The 20,756-nt window shown below is 66.7% G+C and carries 17 protein-coding genes; 11 read left to right on the forward strand and 6 right to left on the reverse strand.

The features are described 5' to 3' along the window. Positions 1-155 precede the first annotated feature (155 nt). The 6 genes from ACF66B_RS02760 to ACF66B_RS02785 all read left to right on the forward strand — a co-directional run bounded on the left by ACF66B_RS02760 (position 156) and on the right by ACF66B_RS02785 (position 6,095). Entirely contained in the window at positions 156-836 is a 681-nt protein-coding gene (locus ACF66B_RS02760) for an MOSC domain-containing protein (RefSeq protein WP_111428364.1), read from the forward strand. Continuing rightward, on the forward strand, positions 833-1,699 hold the full coding sequence (gene pdxY / locus ACF66B_RS02765; protein ID WP_111428363.1) for a pyridoxal kinase: 867 nt from the start codon (positions 833-835) through the stop codon (positions 1,697-1,699). Before ACF66B_RS02760 ends, pdxY begins: the two co-directional genes overlap by 4 nt. 147 nt (positions 1,700-1,846) lie before the next feature. Next, entirely contained in the window at positions 1,847-3,532 is a 1,686-nt protein-coding gene (locus tag ACF66B_RS02770; RefSeq protein ID WP_111428362.1) for an FMN-binding glutamate synthase family protein, read from the forward strand. 142 nt (positions 3,533-3,674) lie between these two features. Further along, positions 3,675-4,187, forward strand: a complete 513-nt coding sequence (locus ACF66B_RS02775; protein ID WP_111428361.1) for a cupin domain-containing protein — start codon at positions 3,675-3,677, stop codon at positions 4,185-4,187. A gap of 4 nt (positions 4,188-4,191) precedes the next feature. Next, positions 4,192-4,803: a 2-hydroxychromene-2-carboxylate isomerase gene (locus ACF66B_RS02780; protein WP_111428360.1), complete on the forward strand. Its 612-nt coding sequence runs from the start codon at positions 4,192-4,194 to the stop codon at positions 4,801-4,803. Positions 4,804-5,033: 230 nt separating this feature from the next. Then, positions 5,034-6,095 (forward strand): 3-deoxy-7-phosphoheptulonate synthase, encoded by a 1,062-nt coding sequence (locus ACF66B_RS02785; RefSeq protein ID WP_111428359.1) that lies wholly within the window; start codon positions 5,034-5,036, stop codon positions 6,093-6,095. Positions 6,096-6,099: 4 nt separating this feature from the next. Here ACF66B_RS02785 and ACF66B_RS02790 read toward each other — a convergent pair whose 3' ends face one another. Then, positions 6,100-7,035 carry a LysR substrate-binding domain-containing protein gene (locus tag ACF66B_RS02790; RefSeq protein WP_111428358.1) on the reverse strand — a complete coding sequence of 312 codons (936 nt, stop codon included), beginning with the start codon at positions 7,033-7,035 and terminating at the stop codon, positions 6,100-6,102. A gap of 177 nt (positions 7,036-7,212) precedes the next feature. Here ACF66B_RS02790 and ACF66B_RS02795 point away from each other — a divergent pair, with 177 nt between their 5' ends. After that, positions 7,213-7,857, forward strand: a complete 645-nt coding sequence (locus ACF66B_RS02795; RefSeq protein WP_111428357.1) for an SOS response-associated peptidase family protein — start codon at positions 7,213-7,215, stop codon at positions 7,855-7,857. A 43-nt stretch (positions 7,858-7,900) separates the two neighbouring features. Beyond that, complete coding sequence (gene recJ / locus ACF66B_RS02800) at positions 7,901-9,655, forward strand: single-stranded-DNA-specific exonuclease RecJ (RefSeq protein ID WP_111428356.1); 1,755 nt, start codon at positions 7,901-7,903, stop codon at positions 9,653-9,655. 12 nt (positions 9,656-9,667) lie between these two features. On the opposite strand, the gene ACF66B_RS02805 is transcribed toward recJ, so the two are convergent. Further along, entirely contained in the window at positions 9,668-10,168 is a 501-nt protein-coding gene (locus ACF66B_RS02805; protein ID WP_111428355.1) for a hypothetical protein, read from the reverse strand. Then, complete coding sequence (locus tag ACF66B_RS02810) at positions 10,165-10,851, reverse strand: TetR/AcrR family transcriptional regulator (protein WP_111428354.1); 687 nt, start codon at positions 10,849-10,851, stop codon at positions 10,165-10,167. Before ACF66B_RS02810 ends, ACF66B_RS02805 begins: the two co-directional genes overlap by 4 nt. A 316-nt stretch (positions 10,852-11,167) precedes the next feature. Here ACF66B_RS02810 and ACF66B_RS02815 point away from each other — a divergent pair, with 316 nt between their 5' ends. Both ACF66B_RS02815 and ACF66B_RS02820 read left to right on the forward strand, forming a co-directional pair. Next, on the forward strand, positions 11,168-12,385 hold the full coding sequence (locus ACF66B_RS02815) for an argininosuccinate synthase (RefSeq protein WP_111428353.1): 1,218 nt from the start codon (positions 11,168-11,170) through the stop codon (positions 12,383-12,385). A 231-nt stretch (positions 12,386-12,616) separates the two neighbouring features. Next, positions 12,617-15,964, forward strand: a complete 3,348-nt coding sequence (locus tag ACF66B_RS02820; protein WP_111428352.1) for a M10 family metallopeptidase C-terminal domain-containing protein — start codon at positions 12,617-12,619, stop codon at positions 15,962-15,964. A gap of 275 nt (positions 15,965-16,239) precedes the next feature. Here ACF66B_RS02820 and ACF66B_RS02825 read toward each other — a convergent pair whose 3' ends face one another. The 3 genes from ACF66B_RS02825 to ACF66B_RS02835 all read right to left on the reverse strand — a co-directional run bounded on the left by ACF66B_RS02825 (position 16,240) and on the right by ACF66B_RS02835 (position 20,030). Then, the gene (locus ACF66B_RS02825) at positions 16,240-17,871 is read right to left on the reverse strand and encodes a winged helix-turn-helix domain-containing protein (protein WP_111428351.1); all 1,632 of its coding nucleotides are present in this window, start codon (positions 17,869-17,871) and stop codon (positions 16,240-16,242) included. A gap of 100 nt (positions 17,872-17,971) precedes the next feature. Beyond that, positions 17,972-18,175 carry a hypothetical protein gene (locus ACF66B_RS02830; RefSeq protein ID WP_111428350.1) on the reverse strand — a complete coding sequence of 68 codons (204 nt, stop codon included), beginning with the start codon at positions 18,173-18,175 and terminating at the stop codon, positions 17,972-17,974. Positions 18,176-18,452: 277 nt separating this feature from the next. Beyond that, on the reverse strand, positions 18,453-20,030 hold the full coding sequence (locus ACF66B_RS02835; protein WP_111428349.1) for a winged helix-turn-helix domain-containing protein: 1,578 nt from the start codon (positions 20,028-20,030) through the stop codon (positions 18,453-18,455). Positions 20,031-20,180: 150 nt separating this feature from the next. Between ACF66B_RS02835 and ACF66B_RS02840 the strand changes: the two genes are divergently transcribed. Next, positions 20,181-20,741: an OsmC family protein gene (locus tag ACF66B_RS02840; RefSeq protein ID WP_111428348.1), complete on the forward strand. Its 561-nt coding sequence runs from the start codon at positions 20,181-20,183 to the stop codon at positions 20,739-20,741. Positions 20,742-20,756 lie beyond the last annotated feature (15 nt).

Genomic DNA, 20,756 nt, shown 5'->3' on the forward strand with positions numbered 1-20,756 from the left:
TAGCCGGAATTGCAAAACCGGATCTTTTTCCTAGGCCGTTTCTTTGCGACACGGCGCGCGAGACGCAAGACCGAAAGACCCGCCGCCATGCCCTTTGCCGCTAGACCCTCCCTGCACCGCAAGACCACCGGCCTCCGCTCGCGCGGGACGCGGCCATGAGCGGCGTCATCCTTCTTGCCGGCCGCGTCGCAGCCCTTGACGACAGCGGCCGGACGAGCGCCATCGCCAAACAACCGGTGTCCGGCCCGCAGCGGTTGGGCCCCGAGGGGCTCGCCACTGACGAGCAGGCCGACCGGCGGGTTCACGGTGGCCCGGAAAAGGCGATACACCACTATCCGGCCGAGCATTACCCGCTCTGGCAGGACGATCTCGGGCCGCTGCCGCTGCTGGACCGGCCCGGCGCCTTTGGCGAGAACATCGCTGCCGCGGGCTTCACCGAGCGCGATGTCGCGGTCGGTGACATCTTCAGCCTCGGCACCGCGCTGCTCCAGGTCTCGCAGGGCCGCCAGCCCTGCTGGAAGCTCAACCACCGCTTCGGCCTTGCCGACATGGCCCGACGCGTACAGGCCACGGGCCGCACCGGATGGTATTATCGGGTGCTCCGGCCCGGTGTCGTCGAGCCTGGCGATCCGCTCGAGCGGATCGACCGGTCTGAGCCCGAATGGACCTTGCACCGGCTCTGGACCGCGCTCTACGTCGAGCGGATGAACCTCGACGAACTCCGCGCCATCGCAGAGCTCGACTTCCTCGCCGAGGGCTGGCGCCGCCACGCCGCCCGCCGCGTCGCGAGCGGCAAGGTCGAGGACTGGAGCAAGCGGCTCGAGGGCTCGTCATGACCCGTCCGCCGCTCGTCATCTCGATCCAGAGCCAGGTGGTCTTCGGCCATGTCGGCAATTCGGCGGCGGTCTTCCCGATGCAGGCCGCGGGCCTCGAGGTCGCCGCCATCCCGACGGTGATCTTTTCCAACACGCCGGACTATCCCACCCTGCGCGGCCGCCCGCTGCCGGCCGATTTCTTTGGCGAGTTGCTACTCGGTGCCGAGGAGCGCGGCCTGCCCGGCCGCGCGGCCTATATCGTCACCGGCTATATCGGCTCGGTCGAGGTCGTCCTGCAACTGGCGGCGTTCATCGCCCGCGCCCGCGCGGCAAACCCGGCGCTCACCTATATCTGCGATCCGGTGATCGGCGATGCCGGGCCCGGCCTCTACGTGCCCGAAGCCGTGGCCACCGCGCTGCGCGAGCATCTGCTGCCGCTTGCCGATCTCGCAACGCCCAACCCGTTCGAGCTCGGCTGGTTCACCGGCACGCAGATCCGCACCCTCGGGGATCTCGAGCGTGCCGCAGGCGCGCTCTCTCTCGCGCCTGGCGGGCGGCTCATCGCGACCGGTTGCGCGCTCGAGGATACGACCCCCGGCACGATCGAGAGCGTGATCCTCGGGCCGGAGGCGCCGATGCGCCACCCGACGCCACATCTGCCCGTGGCGATACCGGGCACCGGCGATCTCTATGCGGGGCTCGTCACCGCCGCGCTCGGCCGCGGCCTCACACTGCCCGCGGCGGTGGATGCGGCCCAGAGCCTCACCGGCATGGCGCTTGCCCGCGCCGCGGCCCTGGGCGCCCGGGAGATCGTCCTCAGCGATCCGGACTTCCGCGAGGCTCTGCTGACCCTGCGCCCGCCACCTCAGGGCCACGCCACCTGATTTGCAGGACTCCGGCCCCGCCTCTCTTCGGACCTCAAGGACACGCCGCGATGACAGCGTGCACAAACCTTATGCTGGACATCAGACCATCATAGGGTGATGCAATGAACCTCCCAACAGGAACCCGACGGCAAGGCCAGGCACGAGATGACCCTCTTCGAAAAATATATCCGCTTCTCCACCCTCGCGCTCGTCACGCTGCTTGCGCTGCTCAGCCTCATCCTGGCCGCGACCTGGTCGGCCTGGATGCTGATACCCGCGCTGATCTTTGCCGGCCTTGCGCTGGTGGGCGTGAAGGATATCTTCCAGACCAGCCACTCCATCCTGCGCAACTACCCCGTGCTCGGCCACCTGCGCTTCATGTTCGAGGACGTCCGGCCCGAGCTGCGGCAGTATTTCTTCGAATCCGACAAGGACGAGGAGCCCTTCAGCCGCGAGACCCGCAGCCTCGTCTACCAGCGCGCCAAGGGCATCGAGGACAAGCGCCCCTTCGGCACCACGGAAAGCGTCTACCAGCCCGGCTATTCCTGGCTCACTCACTCGATCGTGCCGAATGTCATCACCGACAGCGATTTCCGTGTGCGCGTCGGTGGCCCGGACTGCACGCAGCCCTATGACGTCTCGCTCCTCAACATCTCGGCCATGAGCTTTGGCGCGCTTTCCGCCAACGCCATCCTCGCGCTCAACGCCGGCGCCAAGAAGGGCGGCTTTGCCCATGACACTGGCGAGGGTGGCATCAGCCGCTACCACCGCCAGGCGGGTGGCGATCTCGTCTACCAGGTCGCGTCGGGCTATTTCGGCTGCCGCACGCCGGAGGGCCAGTTCTGCCCCGAGCGCTTTGCCGAACAGGCGAAGGATCCGCAGATCAAGATGATCGAGCTCAAGCTCAGCCAAGGCGCGAAACCTGGCCATGGCGGCATGCTGCCCGCTGCCAAGATCTCCCATGAGATCGCCGAGGCCCGCGGCATCCCGATGGGCGTCGACTGCATCTCGCCCGCGCGGCACTCTACCTTCTCCACGCCGATCGAGCTCATGGAATTCATCGCCCGCCTCAGGGAGCTCGCGCAGGGCAAGCCGGTGGGCTTCAAGCTCTGCATCGGCCACCGGCGCGAATTCATGTGCATCGTCAAGGCGATGCTCGAAACCGGCGTCACACCCGATTTCATCATCGTCGACGGCAAGGAGGGTGGCACCGGCTCGGCCCCGCTCGAGTTCGCCAACCGCGTCGGCATGCCGATGCTCGAAGGCCTCCACTTCGTCCACAACACGCTCCGCGGCGCCGGCCTGCGCGACAAGATCAAGATCTGCGCGGCGGGCAAGATCACTTCGGCCTATCACATGGCCCGCGCCCTCGCCCTCGGGGCGGACTGGTGCAACTCTGCCCGCGGCTTCATGTTCGCCGTCGGCTGCATCCAGGCCCAGGCCTGCCACACCAACAAGTGCCCGGTCGGCATCACGACCCAGGACAAGCAGCGCCAGCGCGCCCTCGACGTGCCCGACAAGAGCGAGCGCGTCTACCGCTTCCACAAGAACACGCTCCATGCGCTGGGCGAGATCGCGGGCGCGGCCGGGCTCAAGCACCCGATCGACTTCATGCCCTACCATTTCATGTTCCGGAACAAGGGCGCGGAGTTCCTCGACGGGAACGAGGCCTATCCCTATCTGCCCGTGGGCTTTCTCATCGCCGACCAGGAGATCGAGGAGCTGCGCGAATGGCACCGCCGGTGGGACCGCGCCTCGGCGGCAAGCTTCTCGCCCTCCGAGATCCCGCACGGGCCGTTCCTTACGCCGGTCGCGCGCCACTCTCACGCCCCGGTTCCGATGCCCTCCTGACCCGCAGAGGGAGCCCCGCGCTCCGGCGCGGGCTCCCGGCGACCTGCCCCCCCGATGAGCTTTCCTCGCCCCGTGCTGAGGGCAATTCAGTTGCCCCGCGCGGCGCGGCGCGCTTTCCTGCGCCTCGAGGAGGACCCCCGCCATGCCCCAGACACCCCTGGCCGAGCCCGTCGTCCGGCTCGCAAGCCTTGCGCTTCACCCACAGACCCATGGCAGCCGCTTTGCCGCTGCCATGGCCGCAGTTGCCGCCCCCCGGGGCGCGCGCGGCCTCGGGGCCCGGCTCGTCGAGGTAGCCCCCGGCAAGGCCGCCTGGCCCTTCCACTGCCACCACGCCAATGACGAGATGTTCGTGATCCTCGACGGCAGCGGAACTCTGCGCTTCGGTCCCCGCGTCTTCCCGGTCGCAGCAGGCGATGCGATCGTCTGTCCGGCGGGCGGCCCGGAAACCGCGCACCAGCTCATAGCCGGCGCAGCCAGCCCGCTCCGCTATCTCGCCATCAGCACCATGCGCGAGCCCGAGGTGATGGAATACCCCGACAGCGGCAAGCTGACCGTCCTTGCCGGCGCCGCGCCTGGTGGCGAGAAGGCCGCGCGCCGGGTCGCCGCCTCGTTCCGCACGGAGGACGCGGTCGACTATTGGGATGGCGAGGACTGAGCCCATGCCTGCAGACCCCGCGCTCATCGAATTCTGGTTCGACTTCTCCTCCGGGTATGCCTTCTTCGCCGCCGCGCGCATCACCGCGCTCGCCAAACGGACCGGCCGGGCCGTGCTCTGGCGGCCCTACATGCTCGGCACCGCATTCGCCGTCACCGGCGCGCGCGGGCTCTCGGCCACCCCCCTCAAGCGCGACTACGCCCGCCGCGACTGGGCCCGCATCGCCCGTGCCGAGGGGCTCGACTTCAGGCTCCCCGAAGGCCATCCGCGCATCGCGCTGGCCGCCACGCGCGCCTTCTACTGGATCGAGGCCGAAGCCCCGGAGCGCGCGCCCGCCTTCGCCGCCCGCGTCTTTGCAGAATACTACGGCCCCGGCCTCGACACGTCCCGTATCGAGGAGGTCGCCCGCCTCGCCCCACCTCTCGGCCTCTCGGGCGAGGCGCTGATCGAGGGTGCCCAAAGCCTCGCGATCCGCGAACGCACCCGGACGGTCGGCGAGGCCGCGGTCGGCCGCGGCATCTTCGGCTCGCCCTTCTTTGTCGCCGATGGCGAGCCCTTCTGGGGCTGGGACCGGATGCCCATGCTCGAGGACTGGCTCACCCGCGGCGGTTGGTGAGACGCCCCCCCGCAGAAAAAGGATGACAGGCCGCGCGGAATCGCGTATCCGGTCGCGCATGTCACAGATCTTCACCTATGCTGCATCCTTTTATTGGTTCCGCCACACCCGGCGGGCTGGGGTTGCTGTCTAGGCGAAGAAACGCGACGACACCGATCCAACAAACCGCCGGTCCGACCGGCGGTTTTTGTTTCGGACCCGGTCGGACCTCCCCCAAGGAGAGAAGACCCATGCTTGCCCCCACCGAAGACCTCCGCATCGCCGAGCTGAGACCGATGCCCGCGCCCGCCGACGTCATCCGCGAGATCCCGCGCGATGCCGCCGCGACCGACACGACGCTTGGTGGCCGTGCCGCGATCCGCGAGATCCTGTCGGGCCGCGACCGGCGTCTGCTCGTCGTGGTCGGCCCCTGCTCGATCCACGACCCGGAGGCCGCACGCGATTACGCCACCCGCCTTGCCGGAGAGCGCAAGCGCCTCGCCGGCCAGCTCGAGATCGTGATGCGGGTCTATTTCGAAAAGCCGCGCACCACGGTCGGCTGGAAGGGCCTCGTGATGGATCCGCACCTCGACGGCAGCGGCCGCATCGAGGAAGGGCTGCGGATTGCGCGCACGCTGCTCATGGATATCAGCCGCATGGGCCTGCCCGCGGGCACCGAATTCCTCGATCCGATCACGCCGCAGTATTTCTCCGACCTGATCGCCTGGGGCGCAATCGGCGCGCGCACCACCGAGAGTCAGATCCACCGCCAGCTCGCCTCGGGCCTCTCCTGCCCGGTCGGCTTCAAGAACGGCACGGACGGCGGCGTGAAGGTGGCGCTTGATGCCATGCTCTCGGCGAGCCAGCCACACCACTTCCCGGCGGTGACGAAGGACGGCCGCGCCGCCATCGCACAAACCACGGGCAATGCCGACTGCCACATCATCCTGCGCGGCGGCCGGACGACCAACTACGGCGCCGAGCATGTCGAGGCGGTTGCCGTGGCGGCGGCGAAGGCGGGCATCGACCCCGGCATCGTGATCGACGCGAGCCATGCCAACAGCCACAAGGACCCGGAGCGCCAGCGCGATGTGATCGAGGACATCGCAAGCCAGATCCGCGCCGGCGAGACCCGGATCCGCGGTGCGATGATCGAGAGCAACCTTGTTGCGGGCGCGCAGAAGCTCACGCCCGGCGCGCCGCTCGCCTATGGCCAGAGCATCACAGACGGCTGCGTGGGCTGGGAAACCACCGTCGAGCTTCTCGAGGCGCTCGCCGGGGCCGCCGCGAGCCGCAGCCGGGCGGCCGCCTGAGGCCTCAGACTTCGGCGGCGGGCGGCGCGGGGGTCCTGTCCTCCTGCGCCGCCTCCACCATCCAGCGGGCAAGGTTGCGGATCCGCCGGTCCGCCGCCATACCCTCCGGGTAGACCAGCCAGTAGGCTCCGCCCGAGGGCACCCGGTGGCCGAGCAGCGGCACGAGCCAGCCGGTCGCCACGTCCTGCCGGGTAAGTTCGGCAGAGGCCAGCGCCACCCCGGCGCCGTCCATCGCCGCCCTGAGCGCGAGATCGGCCGATTCCATCTCGATCACCGATGCGGGCCGGATCGGCCCGCCCGGCAGCGTCGCGTTCCAGCGCGCGAAGTTCTCCCGCCGGTGCCGCGAGAGGAAAAGCGGCATGGCCGCAAGGGCCGCGCGCATCGCCGCCGCATCGGCCTCGGCCCGGCGCGGTGCCGCGAAGAGCCCGACGGACTCTTCAAAGAGCAGATCTGCCCTGAGCCCGGGCCAGCGCCCCTGCCCGTGCCGGACTGCCGCGTCAGCCGCCCCCGCGGTCAGATCGACCGCGTCCTGCGTGGTGGAGATCGCCAACTCGAAGCCTGCCCGCTCGAAGGGATAACGCGTGAGCCGCGGCGAGAACCAGTGCGCGGCGAAAGTCGGCAGCATCGAGAGCCGGAGCGGCCCCTGCCGCCGCGTCTCGCGAAGCGCCTGCACCGCCCCGGCGATGCGCGTGAAGCCCGCATGGAGATCCGGTGCGAGCTGCCCGCCCGCCTCCGTGAGCTCGAGCCCCCCTGCGCCGCGATGGAGGAGCTTAAGCCCAAGCGCCTCTTCAAGCCCACGCAGCTGGTGGCTGATGGCCGAAGGCGTCACCCCCAGCTCATCGGCCGCCGCCCTGATCGATCGGTTTCGCGCCGCCGCCTCGAAGGCTCGCAGTGCGTTGAGCGGCACGGGCAGCCTTGGCGGAGCGGAGGTATCCGGCATTCTGACAGCAGCCTCTGAAACAATCGGCACCCGCGGCGCGGCACGCCCAGGAAAACAAGCACGCGCGCCAGCCTTCCCTGCATCCCCGACTTGCCCCCTGAAGGCAATGCCCCGATAACGGGGGCGCAGGGCCAGCGCGCCCATCGCCCACCCCCGGATGTTCCCGAGACCGAGACGATGTGCAACCTCTACTCCAGTTTCCTGCCGCAGGAGGCCATCCGCCGCCTCTTCGCTCCCGGCCATTTCGTCGACTCGACCGGCAACCTGCCGCCCCTGCCGGAGATCTGGCCCGACCAGCTGGCGCCCATCCTGCATCCCGGCCCGGACGCGGGCGGGCTCGTCCTCGCCATGGCGCGCTGGGGCATGCCGACGCCGCCGCAGTATCTTGTCGGCAGGAAGACCGACCGCGGCGTCACCAACATCCGCAACACCCGCTCCGCCCACTGGCGCCGCTGGCTCATGCCCGGCAACCGCTGTCTCGTACCGGTCACACGCTTCGCCGAGCCGGGCGGCAAGGGCCGCGGCAATGTCTGGTTTGCGGTTGCAGGCGAGCGCCCGGCCTTCTTCGCCGGGCTCTGGGTGTCGGGCTGGACGAGCGTGCGCAAGATGAAGGACGGCGAGACCACCGACGATCTCTTCGGCTTTCTCACCACCGAGCCCAATGCCGTCGTCGCGCCCCATCATCCCCGTGCCATGCCGGTGATCCTCACCGAACCTGCGGACTGGCAGACCTGGCTGCGCGCGCCCTGGGCCGAGGCCCGCGTGCTGCAGCGCCCGCTCGAGGACGAGCTTCTGGAGCTGATCGAACCCGAGGAGGTGTGAGCGCCTCTGGCGCCCGCGCCGATTGTCGGGCATGAAGCCGCCCATGACAGAACGCCCCCTCTGCCTCGACATCGAAAGCTCCCTCACCGGTCGCCGCTGGCTCGGCCCCACCCCGGCCGAAGACCGCCAGGCTCTGGCGATTTCGCAGGCCGCCGAGATGCCCGAGATCGTCGCCCGCATCCTTGCCCGCCGCGGCGTCGCGCCGCCCGAGGCGGCAGCCTTTCTTGCGCCCGCCCTCCGCGACCTCATGCCGGACCCCTCCAGCCTGCGCGACATGGACCGCGCCGCGAGCCGCCTCCACCGCGCGGTCGACGGCGGCGAGCGCATCGCGATCTTTGCCGACTACGATGTCGACGGCGGCGCGTCGGCCGCCCTGTTGCTGACCTGGCTCCGCGCCGCAGGCCGGGAGGCAACACTCTATATCCCCGACAGGCTTGCCGAGGGCTATGGACCCAACGTGCCCGCCATGGAGCGTCTCGGCGCGCGCCACGACCTCATCGTCTGCGTCGATTGCGGCACGCTTTCCTTCGAGCCCATCGCCGCGGCCGCCTGCGACGTGATCGTGCTCGACCACCACCTCGCAGGTGAGCACCTCCCCGACTGCGCCGCCGTGGTGAACCCCAACCGCCAGGACGACGACGCCGGGCTCGGCCATCTCTGCGCCGCCGGCGTGGTCTTTCTCCTCCTCGTCGCGCTCAACCGCCTGCGCCGGGCGGCGGCATTGCCCTGCCCCGACCTCCTTGCTCTTCTCGATCTCGTGGCGCTCGCCACCGTCGCCGATGTCGCGCCCCTCATGGGCCTCAATCGCGCCTTCGTCCGCCAGGGCCTCGCGGTGATGGGCCGCCTCGACCGGCCGGGCATCGCCGCCCTTGCCGAGATCGCGAAGCTCAAGTCCGCCCCCAATCCCTACACGCTCGGCTTCGTCTTCGGCCCACGGGTCAACGCCGGCGGCCGCATCGGCGCGCCGGACATCGGCGCGCGCCTGCTCGCGACCGACGATCCCAACGAGGCCGCGGCGCTTGCCCAGAAGCTCGAACGCCTCAACACCGTGCGCCGCGCCGTCGAGGCCCGCATCGCCAACCAGGTGCTCGACCAGGTCGAGGCCCGCGGCGCCGAAGGACCCCTGGTCTGGGCCGCGGGCGAGGGCTGGCATCCGGGCGTCGTCGGCATCGTCGCCTCCCGCCTCAAGGAAGCCTTCGGGCGGCCCGCCATCGTGGTCGCCTTCGACGGCGATGCAGGCAAGGGCTCGGGCCGCTCGGCGGGCGGGCTTGACCTCGGCGCTGCCATCGCGCGCCTCCTCGCCGAGGGTCTTATCGAAAAGGGCGGCGGGCACCGCGCCGCAGTCGGCCTCAGCCTCAACCGGGCCCAGATGGAGCCGGCCATGGCGCGCCTTGCCGAGCTCGTCGCCGAGGCCGGCACCGAGCCCGAGCGCCACGACAGCCTCGAGATCGACGGGGTGATCGGCGCCGCTGCAGCGAGCCCCGAGCTCTGCGACCGAATCGCCGCCGCGGGCCCCTTCGGCATGGGCGCGCCCGCCCCGCGCATCGCCATCGCCGAAGCACGGATCGAGCGTTTCCGGCCCGTGGGCGAGAACCATCTCGCGCTCACGCTCTCCGACCGGCTCGGCGGGCGGCTCGAGGCCATCGCCTTCCGCGCCTTCGACAGCGAGCTCGGCCCCGCCCTCGGCGGCCTCGGCTCCCGCCCCGTCCATCTCGCCGGCCGCCTCGAGCGCGACGACTGGGGCGGCAGGCCCAAGGCCAAGCTCCATGTCGAGGACGCCGCGCTGGTGCGCGAATAGCCTGCGAGGCACTTACTTCCGCCGCATGGCTGCGCGTGTCGCGAAGGCGATGATCCCGATCCCCGCCAGCGCGAGCACAACCAATACAGGCAGCGGCAGTGACGGCAACGCCGCCCCGGTCTTATGCTCCGCCCCCCCGCGCCAGGCCCAGGCCGCCGCGACTGAGAGCGCGAAGCCAAGACCGGTGCCCAGCATCTCGAGCCGGGTCAGAAGCCGCGACATGGCCTGCGGGGCGACAGGAAATATCCGACCGAGATCGAGCAGATAGACCGCGGCATAGCCAAGACCTGCAAATGCCGCGAGCCCGAAGCCGGTGTCGTGACGCAGCACCAAGTAGGCCAGTGCGAAACTCCCCAGCCCAAGCCCCGTCAGAAAGACATTGAACGCTCCCAGAACCAGCGGCGGATAAGCGCTGAAATCGCGCATTTCGACGAACCCGCCCGGGATCATCAGGGCGAGATTGGTTGCCGAAGCGAGAAGCAACGCAAGAACGGCGAGGTGCAGCAGGGTCATGAGGGCAGTCCTTCTGTTGTCTTGCCCGCAACGGCCGTCAAGTCGGCCGCGCACCCGGGCGGCGCCAGCATGGCGACGAAAACCTCTGTGAGGCGGGCGTTGAGCCCGGCTGCGCTCTCTTGCGCGAGCGCAGCCCCGTGGAAGGCGAACCATTCGTCGGCCGCGCGGGCGGCGGCAAAGGCGATGGCGGCGAGCAGCGGAACCGGGAGATCGTCACGCACGGCGCCCACCACCCGCCCCGCGGCGACCAGCGCCTCGACCTGCCCGCGCAGGATTTCGAGCGGCCCTGCAAGGGCTGCCTGCGCTGCCGCCTCGCGGTAGATCCCGCGGCCGAGCTCCGCAAACCGGGCGTTTTCACCGAGCACCTGCGTGATCCGGCCGAAGAGTGCCGCCGTCTCGCGCCAGAACTCCGCCGCCGTGCCGTCTGGCGCGGGCATGTGCGCATCGAGCGCCGTGCCGAGTTCGGCCAGTGCCCGTTCGATCACCGCGCGATAGAGTGCGCCCTTGTCCGCGAAATAATAGTAGAACTGCCCCTTGCTGGCGCCAGTCTGCGCGAGGATGCGGTTGAGCGAGGCCGCCCCGAACCCCAGCCGGAGGAACTCGTCTTCCGCCGGATCGAGCCAGCGCGCCTGCACCTCCGCCGAAAGCCGCTCAAATCGCGCCCGCGGATCCTTCTTCTGCATCGCACCGCTCTTCGATATTCGGTGCCGCCCTCCGCTATCCCGCGCGGCCCACACACGTAGACCACTGGTCTAAATTTTCGTCAAGCGCAGTGTTTCGGGCGTGCAGCGGGCCGACGCGCGAGGCTTGCCACCGACCCGACCCAAGAAAAATCCATTTTGTTCAAGGCGTATATGTGGGCCGCTCTCGTGAAGGGCCTTCCTTTCACTGGCGAAGCGCCCCTGCGGCACGGCCGGCCTGGCCCCGCCGCGCCGCCTTGCCGATCGTCTGAAAACCCCGTAGACGGCGGGCAAATTGCGCGCATGCGGAGGGTTTACGATGTCGGCACCAAAGAAGGTCGTGCTCGCCTATTCCGGCGGTCTCGATACCTCGATCATCCTCAAATGGCTCCAGACCGAATACGGCTGCGAGGTGGTGACCTTCACTGCCGATCTCGGCCAGGGCGAGGAACTCGAACCGGCCCGGAAAAAGGCCGAGCTTCTCGGCATCAAGCCCGAGAACATCTACATCGAGGATGTGCGCGAGGAATTCGTGCGCGACTTTGTCTTCCCGATGTTCCGCGCCAACACCGTTTACGAGGGACTCTACCTCCTCGGCACCTCGATCGCGCGTCCGCTGATCTCCAAGCGTCTCGTCGAGATCGCCGCCGAAACCGGTGCCGATGCCGTCGCCCATGGCGCGACCGGAAAGGGCAACGATCAGGTCCGCTTCGAGCTCTCCGCCTATGCGCTCAACCCGGCAATCAAGGTCATCGCCCCGTGGCGGGAGTGGGATCTCACCTCGCGCACGAAACTCCTCGAGTTTGCCGAACAGAACCAGATCCCGATCGCCAAGGACAAGCGCGGTGAGGCACCGTTCTCGGTCGATGCGAACCTTCTCCACACCTCCTCCGAAGGCAAGGTTCTCGAAAATCCGGCCGACGAGGCACCGGCATATGTCTATCAGCGTACCGTCGATCCGGAGCAGGCGCCGAACGAGCCGGAATACGTCGAGGTTGGCTTCGAGCGCGGCGACGCCGTCTCGATCAACGGCGAAGCGCTTTCGCCCGCGAGCTTGCTCACGAAGCTCAACGAGCTCGGCGGCAAGCACGGCATCGGCCGACTCGATCTCGTGGAGAACCGTTTCGTGGGCATGAAGTCCCGCGGCATCTACGAGACGCCCGGCGGGACCGTATTGCTGATGGCCCATCGCGGCATCGAGCAGATCACCCTCGATCGCGGCGCGGGCCACCTCAAGGATGAGCTCATGCCCCGCTACGCCGAGCTCATCTACAACGGTTTCTGGTTCAGCCCCGAGCGCGAGATGCTGCAGGCCGCGATCGACAAGAGCCAGGAGAACGTCACCGGCACCGTGCGGCTGAAGCTCTACAAGGGCTCGGCGAGCGTCGTCGGCCGCTGGTCGGATTTCTCGCTCTACTCCGAAAAGCATGTGACCTTCGAGGAAGATGCCGGCGCCTACGACCAGAAGGATGCGGCGGGCTTCATCCGCCTCAACGCCCTGCGCCTCAAGCTGCTTGGCGCCCGCGACCGCCGCTAGACCAACCCGCCGCGGCCACGCCCTCCGCTTGGCTGCGGTCCCCCCCCCTCTCCCGGAAATGCGCGCGGCCCTCGCAAGTGCTGAGGGCCGCAGTCCGGTTGCCATGCCATCCAAATTAACTTCCGATGCGAAGTTAACTTCACTCAAATTGCTATTTTGTGGCAAGACATCCCCGGGGGTACCCACTTGCGGGCAGGTGGGGCATGACACATTGGTCAATGGAGGGGTGAATTGGTCAAGAAAACGGGAAACAGCGGCGCAAATGTTCTCAAGGGAACGAGCGCTGCGGATCTGCTTCGCGGCCTTGCCGGCGACGACACTCTGGCGGGCGCGGCAGGAAATGACACCCTTTCCGGCGGCGCTGGCGACGATGCCCTGAATGGTGGCGACGGCAACGACCTTCTCGCCCCTGGCACCGGCAGCGACAGTGTCGATGGCGGCAAGGGCAACGACACCATCACATTCGCGGGTGAGGCTGAAGCCGTCAGGGTGAGGCTCGACAGCACATACAGCCAGTATATTCTCGACGGCTACAAGACGATCACCAATGTCGAGAACATTATCGGCACTGGCTTCGGTGATACGCTTTCCGGCGATTCCAGGGCCAATACCATCAGGGGAGAGGCTGGCAGCGACACGCTCTCCGGCGGCGACGGCAACGACACGCTCCGGGGCGGCACGGGCAATGACACAATCTCCGGCGACGGCGGCAGAAACAAGCTGTTCGGGGAAGCCGGGGACGACATCTTCCTCGATACATACAACAGCAAGGATACGGCCGACGGCGGAGCGGGCAATGACACGTTCAAGGCGCTCTATGGTGGTGACAAGTTCATCGGCGGCGCCGGATCGGACACGCTCTCCTTCGAATCCAGCTACTATGGCGTAAAGGCCACCGTGAATGGAAAGGCCGTCTGGGGCTATTCCAACGCCTACACCATGACGTCGTCCCAGATTGAAAACCTGACTGGCAGCAATGCCGGCGACACGCTCAACGGCAGTTCTGGCGCGAATACACTCGACGGACGCTCGGGAGACGACATCCTCCGTGGCAACGGCGGCAGCGACACCCTGATCGGCGGGCTCGGCAAGAACGTCCTTGCCGGCGGGGCTGGCGTGGATGCCGCAAGCTATGCCGATGCCACAGCAGGAGTGAAGGTCTCTCTCGCGAAGACCGGCTTCCAGGCCACCGGCGGCGCCGGCACGGACCGCCTGACGGAAATCGAGAGCCTGATCGGCAGCGCCTTCAACGACAGACTTACCGGCAATGGCAGGGCCAACATTCTTACCGGCGGTCTGGGCAATGACGTCCTGAACGGCGGCGGCGGCCGCGACACAGCGGACTATTCGGACATAGGCACTGGCGTTACCGTCAACCTTGGCGCGACCGGCCCGCAGGCAACCGGCGGCGCAGGGCGTGATACCCTCGTATCGATCGAACGCGTTGCCGGAACCGACTTCGCGGACACGTTGATCGGCAACCGTGGAGCGAATGACCTGCTCGGCGGCGCAGGCAACGACATGCTTCAAGGCAAGGCAGGCGACGATCTCCTGAACGGTGGCAGCGGCTTCGACATTGCCTCCTACGCCGAGGTTACAACAAAGCTCAATCTTTCGCTCGCCAAGACCGGTGCCCAGAAGGCGGGATCAGCCGGAGCGGACAAGCTTGTCAGCATCGAGGGCCTTGCGGGCGGTTCGGCCTCCGACAAGCTTGCCGGCAACAAGGGCGACAACATCCTTATCGGCAACGGCGGCGCCGACACGCTCTCGGGCGGCGACGGCAATGACACGCTACGCGGCGGGGCCGGAAACGACGTGCTGAACGGCCAAGCCGGGCGCGACACCGCCGATTATTCCGACATCGGCAAGGCCGTTACCGTTCATCTCGCCAAGACCGGCATCCAGAACACTGGCGGAGCGGGTCGCGACATGCTTGTCGGGATCGAGAACGTCACCGGCGGCAAGGGCAACGACAAGCTCTTCGGCGACACCAGGGGTAACGTGATCGACGGCGGCGGCGGGTCTGACCGGCTCTTCGGCGGTCAGGGATCCGATACGCTGATCGGCGGCGCCGGAAACGATATCCTTGATGCTGGAAACGGCACGCGGGAACGACTGATCGGCGGATCGGGGAATGACCGGTACATGCTGGGCACCGGCAAGGGCACCGGTATCATTGAGGACTCCCTCGGCTCGCACGATCTCGTCGATGCCAGCCAGTCGCGTGATGCCGCAACGATCAATCTGAGCACGGGCAAGTCCTCGACCTCCGGCGGCCAGACCCTGACCCTCGCTTCCGGCGGATCGAGCACCCTGCCGCTCGATCTCATGTTCCTGCAGGATCTCTCGGGTTCATTCGGCGACGACATCGAGCAGGTTCGCACGCTCGTGCCCAAGGTCGTGAAGGCCATCAACGGGGTCAATTCCGACAGCGCCTATGGTGTGGTCGGCTTTGTCGACAAGCCGATTTCGCCATTCGGAAGCTCCTACGGCGATTACGTCTACGAACTCTTCACGCCGATCACCAAGGTTGGCAGCCGCATCTCGGATGCATATTCCGAAATGACGATCAAGAGCGGCGCGGACGGCGACGAAGCGCAGCTCGAGGCGCTCTTCCAGGTTGCGAAACGGGCCGAAGGCGAGGTGGGTTTCCGTGATGGAACGATGCGCGTCGCGATAATCTTCACAGACGCCGGCTACCACGAAGCTGGCGACGGCGCATCGGCAGGCATCACCAGGCCAAACGATGGCGACGCAGACATCGAGGGCAACGGTATCCTCGAGGACTATCCGAGTGTCACGCAGCTCTCCAAGGCCCTCGCTGCGTCAGGAATCTTTCCGATCTTTGCGGTAACCTCAGGCACGACCACAACCTACGATGGCCTCGTGGACGAGCTCGGCGTCGGCGGCGTGGTGTCGCTCCAGACCGACTCGAGCAACATTGTCTCCGTAATCAAGAACGCGACGGTCCTCGCCACGCAGACGGCCATCGAGGATGCGATCGGCTCGCGCTTCAATGACAGGATCATCGGTAGCGCGATCGAGAACATCATCTCGGGCGGCAAGGGCGACGACACGATCTCCGGCCTTGACGGCGACGACGTGCTGCGCGGCGGCGAGGGGCGCGACACGATCAAGGGCGGCGACGGGAACGACATGATCCTGGGCGAAGGCGGCAACGATGCGCTCAATGGCGGCGCCGGCGACGACACGTTGCGCGGCGGCACCGGTGCCGACAAGATCATCGGCGGCGATGGCGGCGACACGTTCGTGTTCAAGGCTGTATCGGAGTCGACGCTCAACGCCTCGCGGCGGGACACGATCAGCGACTTTTCCGGCTACGAAGGCGACGTGATCGATCTGACCGGGATTGACGCGCATACGGGGGCCAAGGGCAACCAGGCCTTCGACTTCATCGGCACGAGCGATTTTTCCGGAACCGCGGGAGAGCTTCGCTACGAGTTGAGGAATGGAACGGATGCGCTCGTCCAGGGCGATGTCGACGGCGATGGAGCAGCCGATTTCGGCCTTCTGCTCAAGGATGTCACCTATCTCTACTCGTCGTACTTTCACCTCTGAGCGACGAGGCAAATAGCCCATCGGGCCTGCCCGGTCATCGAACCGGGCAGGCTCTTGCTTCATAGTCCCTGCCTTTGACGCCTATCGATCATGGCAATGTCAGCTCCAGACAGGCGCGGCACACCGCTGAAACGACGCCGTCCCGGCCGCGGAGCGTGGGCGACGCCGTCCTCGGCGCGCATGCGACAGAGCCTTTATCCGCCTCTTTATTGACCAGTGAAGAAGCAGCGAGACTTGGCCGCGACACTTCCTGCCACAGAAACCGGATGCGATCGTCAGGCCGAGGCCCTCGCGCTGTTCCGAGCGGGGGCGCTACCAGCTGTGCGGCCGTCCGACAGGCCAAGGCGGCAGAAGGCGCCAGACAGGTTTTTCTGCGCCGGGCATTCGCGATACTGGAAGGATTCGAAGAAATCGGTGCCCGTGGCGTCGGGTCTGCGGCCCCGGATCCTGCGCGTCCAGAACTCGGCCCGTCGTGGCCTGCCAGCGAGTTCGTTGGCCGCGGCGGCGATCATGTCGATGAGGTAGTGTGCTTCCGGCCGCAGGGCCGCTTCCTCCGACCAGGCCACGGCCGCCTCGAATGCGCCCTCCCCGATCAGTGCCGAGGCATGAGTTGCCAGCATTCCGTAGGACAACGGGTCAATCGGGCTCATGCCAAGCGAGGTCGCACTTTCGCACCGGGCCATTGCCGTGCCGCCGGAGTAGAGATCCATCATGGCGTAGAGGTAATGTCCGTGTGCGTAGCTCGGTGAGGCCGCGAAGCTTCGGCGCGCCCAGACGCTCGCACTTTCCAGATCGCCGGAAATCCAGCTCGCGCGGCCCATGCAGTAGTTGCCGAAGGGATCGAGGGGATCAAGCTCGAGGCTGCGCTCGGCATGTGCGGCAGCCTCAACGATCGCGTGCTCCCGATTGCCGGTAACGTGCATGAATGCCCGCTGGAAAGCGATGAAGGAGAGGCCGGCATGGGCCCGTGCGAAGCCGGGTTCACGCAAGAGCGCTGCTTTGAACCGTGCCTCCGCCAGATCCATATCGCGCCGATTGTAGCGATAGAGGTGCCTCAGGCCGATATGGAACTCGGCCCAGGCATCGAGGTTCTCCGGCGCCATTGTCAGGGCCACCCTCGCTTCCTCCGCCGGAATCCGCAACTCCAGCGCCGCGATGGTAGCGGTGAGGATATGGGCTCGAATGTCGTGAACATCGTCGATCCGGCCGGAGAAACGCTCACTCCAGATCACAACCGCATCAAGTGTTCTGGCCAGTTCGACAGAGATCTCGAGACGGGAACCGCTGCATTCAATCGTGCCGGAGAGTATGTAGCGAACATCCAGCAGGCGTGCGACGGCGGCGGGATCCGGGTTCGGTTCGCGAAAGCGGAAGGATGATCCGCGCGCAATTACCTTCAACCACGCGAGCCGCGCAAGCTCGCCGATCAACTCGGCGGCCACCGCATCGCCGAGCAGTCCACACTCCTGCGCGGAGGTCAGCACCGCGAATGGCAGTATGGCGATGGAGGGATTTCCGTTGCGCCGGATCCGGCCCGAGCCCTCCTGACCCTCATCCTCGAAGACAAGGCCTGGCAGCGCGGCGCGGCTGTCGCCTGCCAGCAGCCGTGCCTCTCCGACCCAGCGATAGCCGACGCCATGCAGCGTCCGGATCATGCGCTGGGACCGGCCATCGTCGCCAACAAGGCGGCGCGCCTCCCGGACTGCCGCGGTAAGGGAGTCATCGCCGACGAAATGCCCACGCCAGACCTTCTGCAGGAGCTCATCCTTTGTCACGTCGCGGTCATGGTGGGCGACCAGAAGGTAGAGCGTGGAAAAGACGCGATGCGGCACTTGCAGGACGATGCCGCCCCGGCTCAGCGTCTGACGCCGGACATCGAGTTCAAAACTCCCGAAGGCGTATTTCATACTTCAAGCATAACGCCAGATGACGTTTTCCGCAAAGTGGCGCCGACCGGCGGGACAGGACCATTCATGCCGCCCGCCGACAAAGGACCAGAGCGGGCGGCTAGAGCGAGACCCGGGACGGGTCATGAATTCCGCAGCCGTGCCGGCCGACTTCCCAGCCTTCATGCTGGCCCTGCCAGTCGGCGACGAGAAACTGTGCGCTCGTCATGCACTGGATCAATGTCATGTCGGTCAGGAGCCTCGTTTCGGTCCGGCAGACCGATGGATCCCCGGCCATGCAGGCCACAAGAATGAACTCGATCATCACGACACCTCATCTTGCTGTTCCAAAGGAGCTGGCGCATTTCACCATGCCTGTCAGTCTGCTCCCGAGGCGTCAGCGGAGTCGTGAAACGCAGGCGAAAATGTCTGAATATTTGCGAAATCTGCCGAAACTGTCGCTTGGCCGAAAGTAGAAATGCCTTGGCGGCCGTGCCGTCAAGCTACGGTCAGGGACCTTCCGAGAGCGCTGTGTCGCGACAGAACCAGCCTGCTGCGCGCGTTTGGCCGGAGCAAGCTATCAGGCGAAAACAGCGTGGGGATCAGGAGGCATTTTCGGGAAATCCCAAAGCGGCCAATGCTTCGCGCAGGATCTTCTTTCTTGCTTCATCCCTGAACGGAAAAGCCGAGAAGAAGGCCTCGATCGATGCATCCTGCCGGCGGTGCATGGTCTTTTCGGTCCAGTACAAGGCCTGAGCGTGGTTGCCTGCGGCCTCGTTGATCGCGGCGGCGAAGGCGCTGATCAGGTAATGCGCTCCAGGTGTGCTGGCGCCCCGTTCGGCCCATAGCGTGGCTGCCTCCATGTCGCCCATATGAAAATGCGCCATGCCTCTGGCGCTCATCATTGCATAGAGAAACGGGTCGAGAGGGCTGAGCCTTACCGACTTTCCGAGATTTTCGAGTGCGGCGGCGCCGTCCCCCGCCATGACATCCGCCCACGCATGGGCGTAGAAGCCTTGTGCGAAACTGGGACTGAGGCTGACCGATCGCTCCAGCCAGGCCTGGCCCGCGGCCGGATCGCCCCTGAGCCAGTGCGCCCGGCCAAAGTTGAAATTCGCGAAGGGATCCATCGGGTCGAGTTCCAGGCTTCGCTCGGCATGGCGCCGGGCGTCTTCCACTGCGCGTGCGTCATCCGCCGAGTAGCGCAGGAATGCGGCCTGAAAACTCGCAAAGGATCGTGCCGCGTGCGCCCGGGCAAAATAGGGATCGAGTTCGGTGGCACGCTTGAAACAATCGCTGGCGCGCGCGTTGTCAGCCTGATTGAAGCGATAGGCGTGCTGCAGCCCGATGTGGTAAAAAGACCAGGCGTCGAGATCCGAGGGAGACCGCAGCCGCGCAAGCTGCGCCTCGTGCTGGGGAATGTGAAGTTCGAGCGCCGAGATGACAAGAGCCACGATCGCCTCGCGCATGTCGTGGACATCGTCGATCCTGCCTGAGAGCCGATCGCCCCAGATGACCTGTGCGCTGCGGGCATCGACCAGTTCAACGGTAATGCCAAGCGAGGGGCCCAGCATCTCGATCTCGCCCGACAGAATATAGCTCACGCCGAGCACCGCGCGGATTGTCTCGAAGTTCTCGATCGGGGCGCGAAAGCGGAAACTCGAGCCGCGCGCAATCACCTTGATCCAGCGCAGACGCGACAGCGTCGAGATGAGCTCACCGGGGATGGCGTCTGCAATAGCAGAAAACGCGTCCGGACTGCCCACCAGAGTGAACGGCAGCACCGCGATCGATGGTGTGGGATCGGCGGGTGGCGGGTCATCAACCGGTACCGTGTCGGCCGCAGGGGGCCCGGCCGCCTCAGCCGGCGCGTAGACCCTGACCTCCGACACCAGTCGAAAGCCGCGGCCATGGACAGTCCGGACGTAGCGCTGCTGCTTGCCGTCATCTCCCAACACTCGGCGCAACGACTTGATGACCGTCGAGACCGCCGCGTCGGAGATGAAGCGCCCATCCCAGACCTTTTCGATCAGCTCGTCCTTCGAAACCAGCCGGTCGGCATTCTGAACCAGATGGCTGAGCACCGCGAAGGTCATCGGTTCGAGCTGCAGCACTTCCACGCCGCACCGCAGCTCGCCGCGGTCAAGATCGAGAATGAAGCCGTCGAAGCCGTACCGCAAGCCGTCTCCTCAGCGCGAACTCAGGTTTCCCCATGAATCTCCCACCCCTCCCTCAAGACCACAAGCGAAACTTGGCGGTAAAACAGTCCCACCGATCCACACGGGACCGAAGACAACCACTCCTCAACTCAATCTCAGAAGGGACCAACCATGCAAACCTCGACCATGACCGCCCAGAATGGTGTCAACACCGAAGCCCTGATCGGCGCCCGCGGCGCTTTCGAAGCGATGCCGGAGGCCGCTGCCTTCACCTTCCGCAGCACCTGCGACTGGATGGAAGGCACCTTCAACGCGAACACGATAAAGGGTTATTTCGGCCTTGGACAGGAACATGAGCGCAAGGAGAACTTCCGCATCGAAAGCGACCATCCCGAGGTCTTCGCTGCGGCCGACCGCGCACCCACCCCGCCGGAGATCGTGCTCGCCGCACTTGCCAGCTGCCTGACGGGCGGCGTGGCGGCCGTTGCCCAGCACCGGGGTATCCAGCTGCGGAAGGTGCGGGCCACGGTCGAAGGTGACATCGACGTGCGCGGCATCCTCGGCATGGACGCCGATATCCGCAACGGCTTCTCGGCGATCCGCGTGAGCTTCGACATTGATGCCGATGCGACGCCTGACGAGATCCGCGCAGTCGTCGCCCAGTCTCAGAAGCGCTCGGCGGTGTTCGACATTCTGACCAATCCCACGAACGTCAACGTGACGGTCGCCTGAGCGCGGCGGTCCTGC

This window comes from Amaricoccus sp. B4, from assembly GCF_043226085.1.
Classification (GTDB): domain Bacteria; phylum Pseudomonadota; class Alphaproteobacteria; order Rhodobacterales; family Rhodobacteraceae; genus Amaricoccus.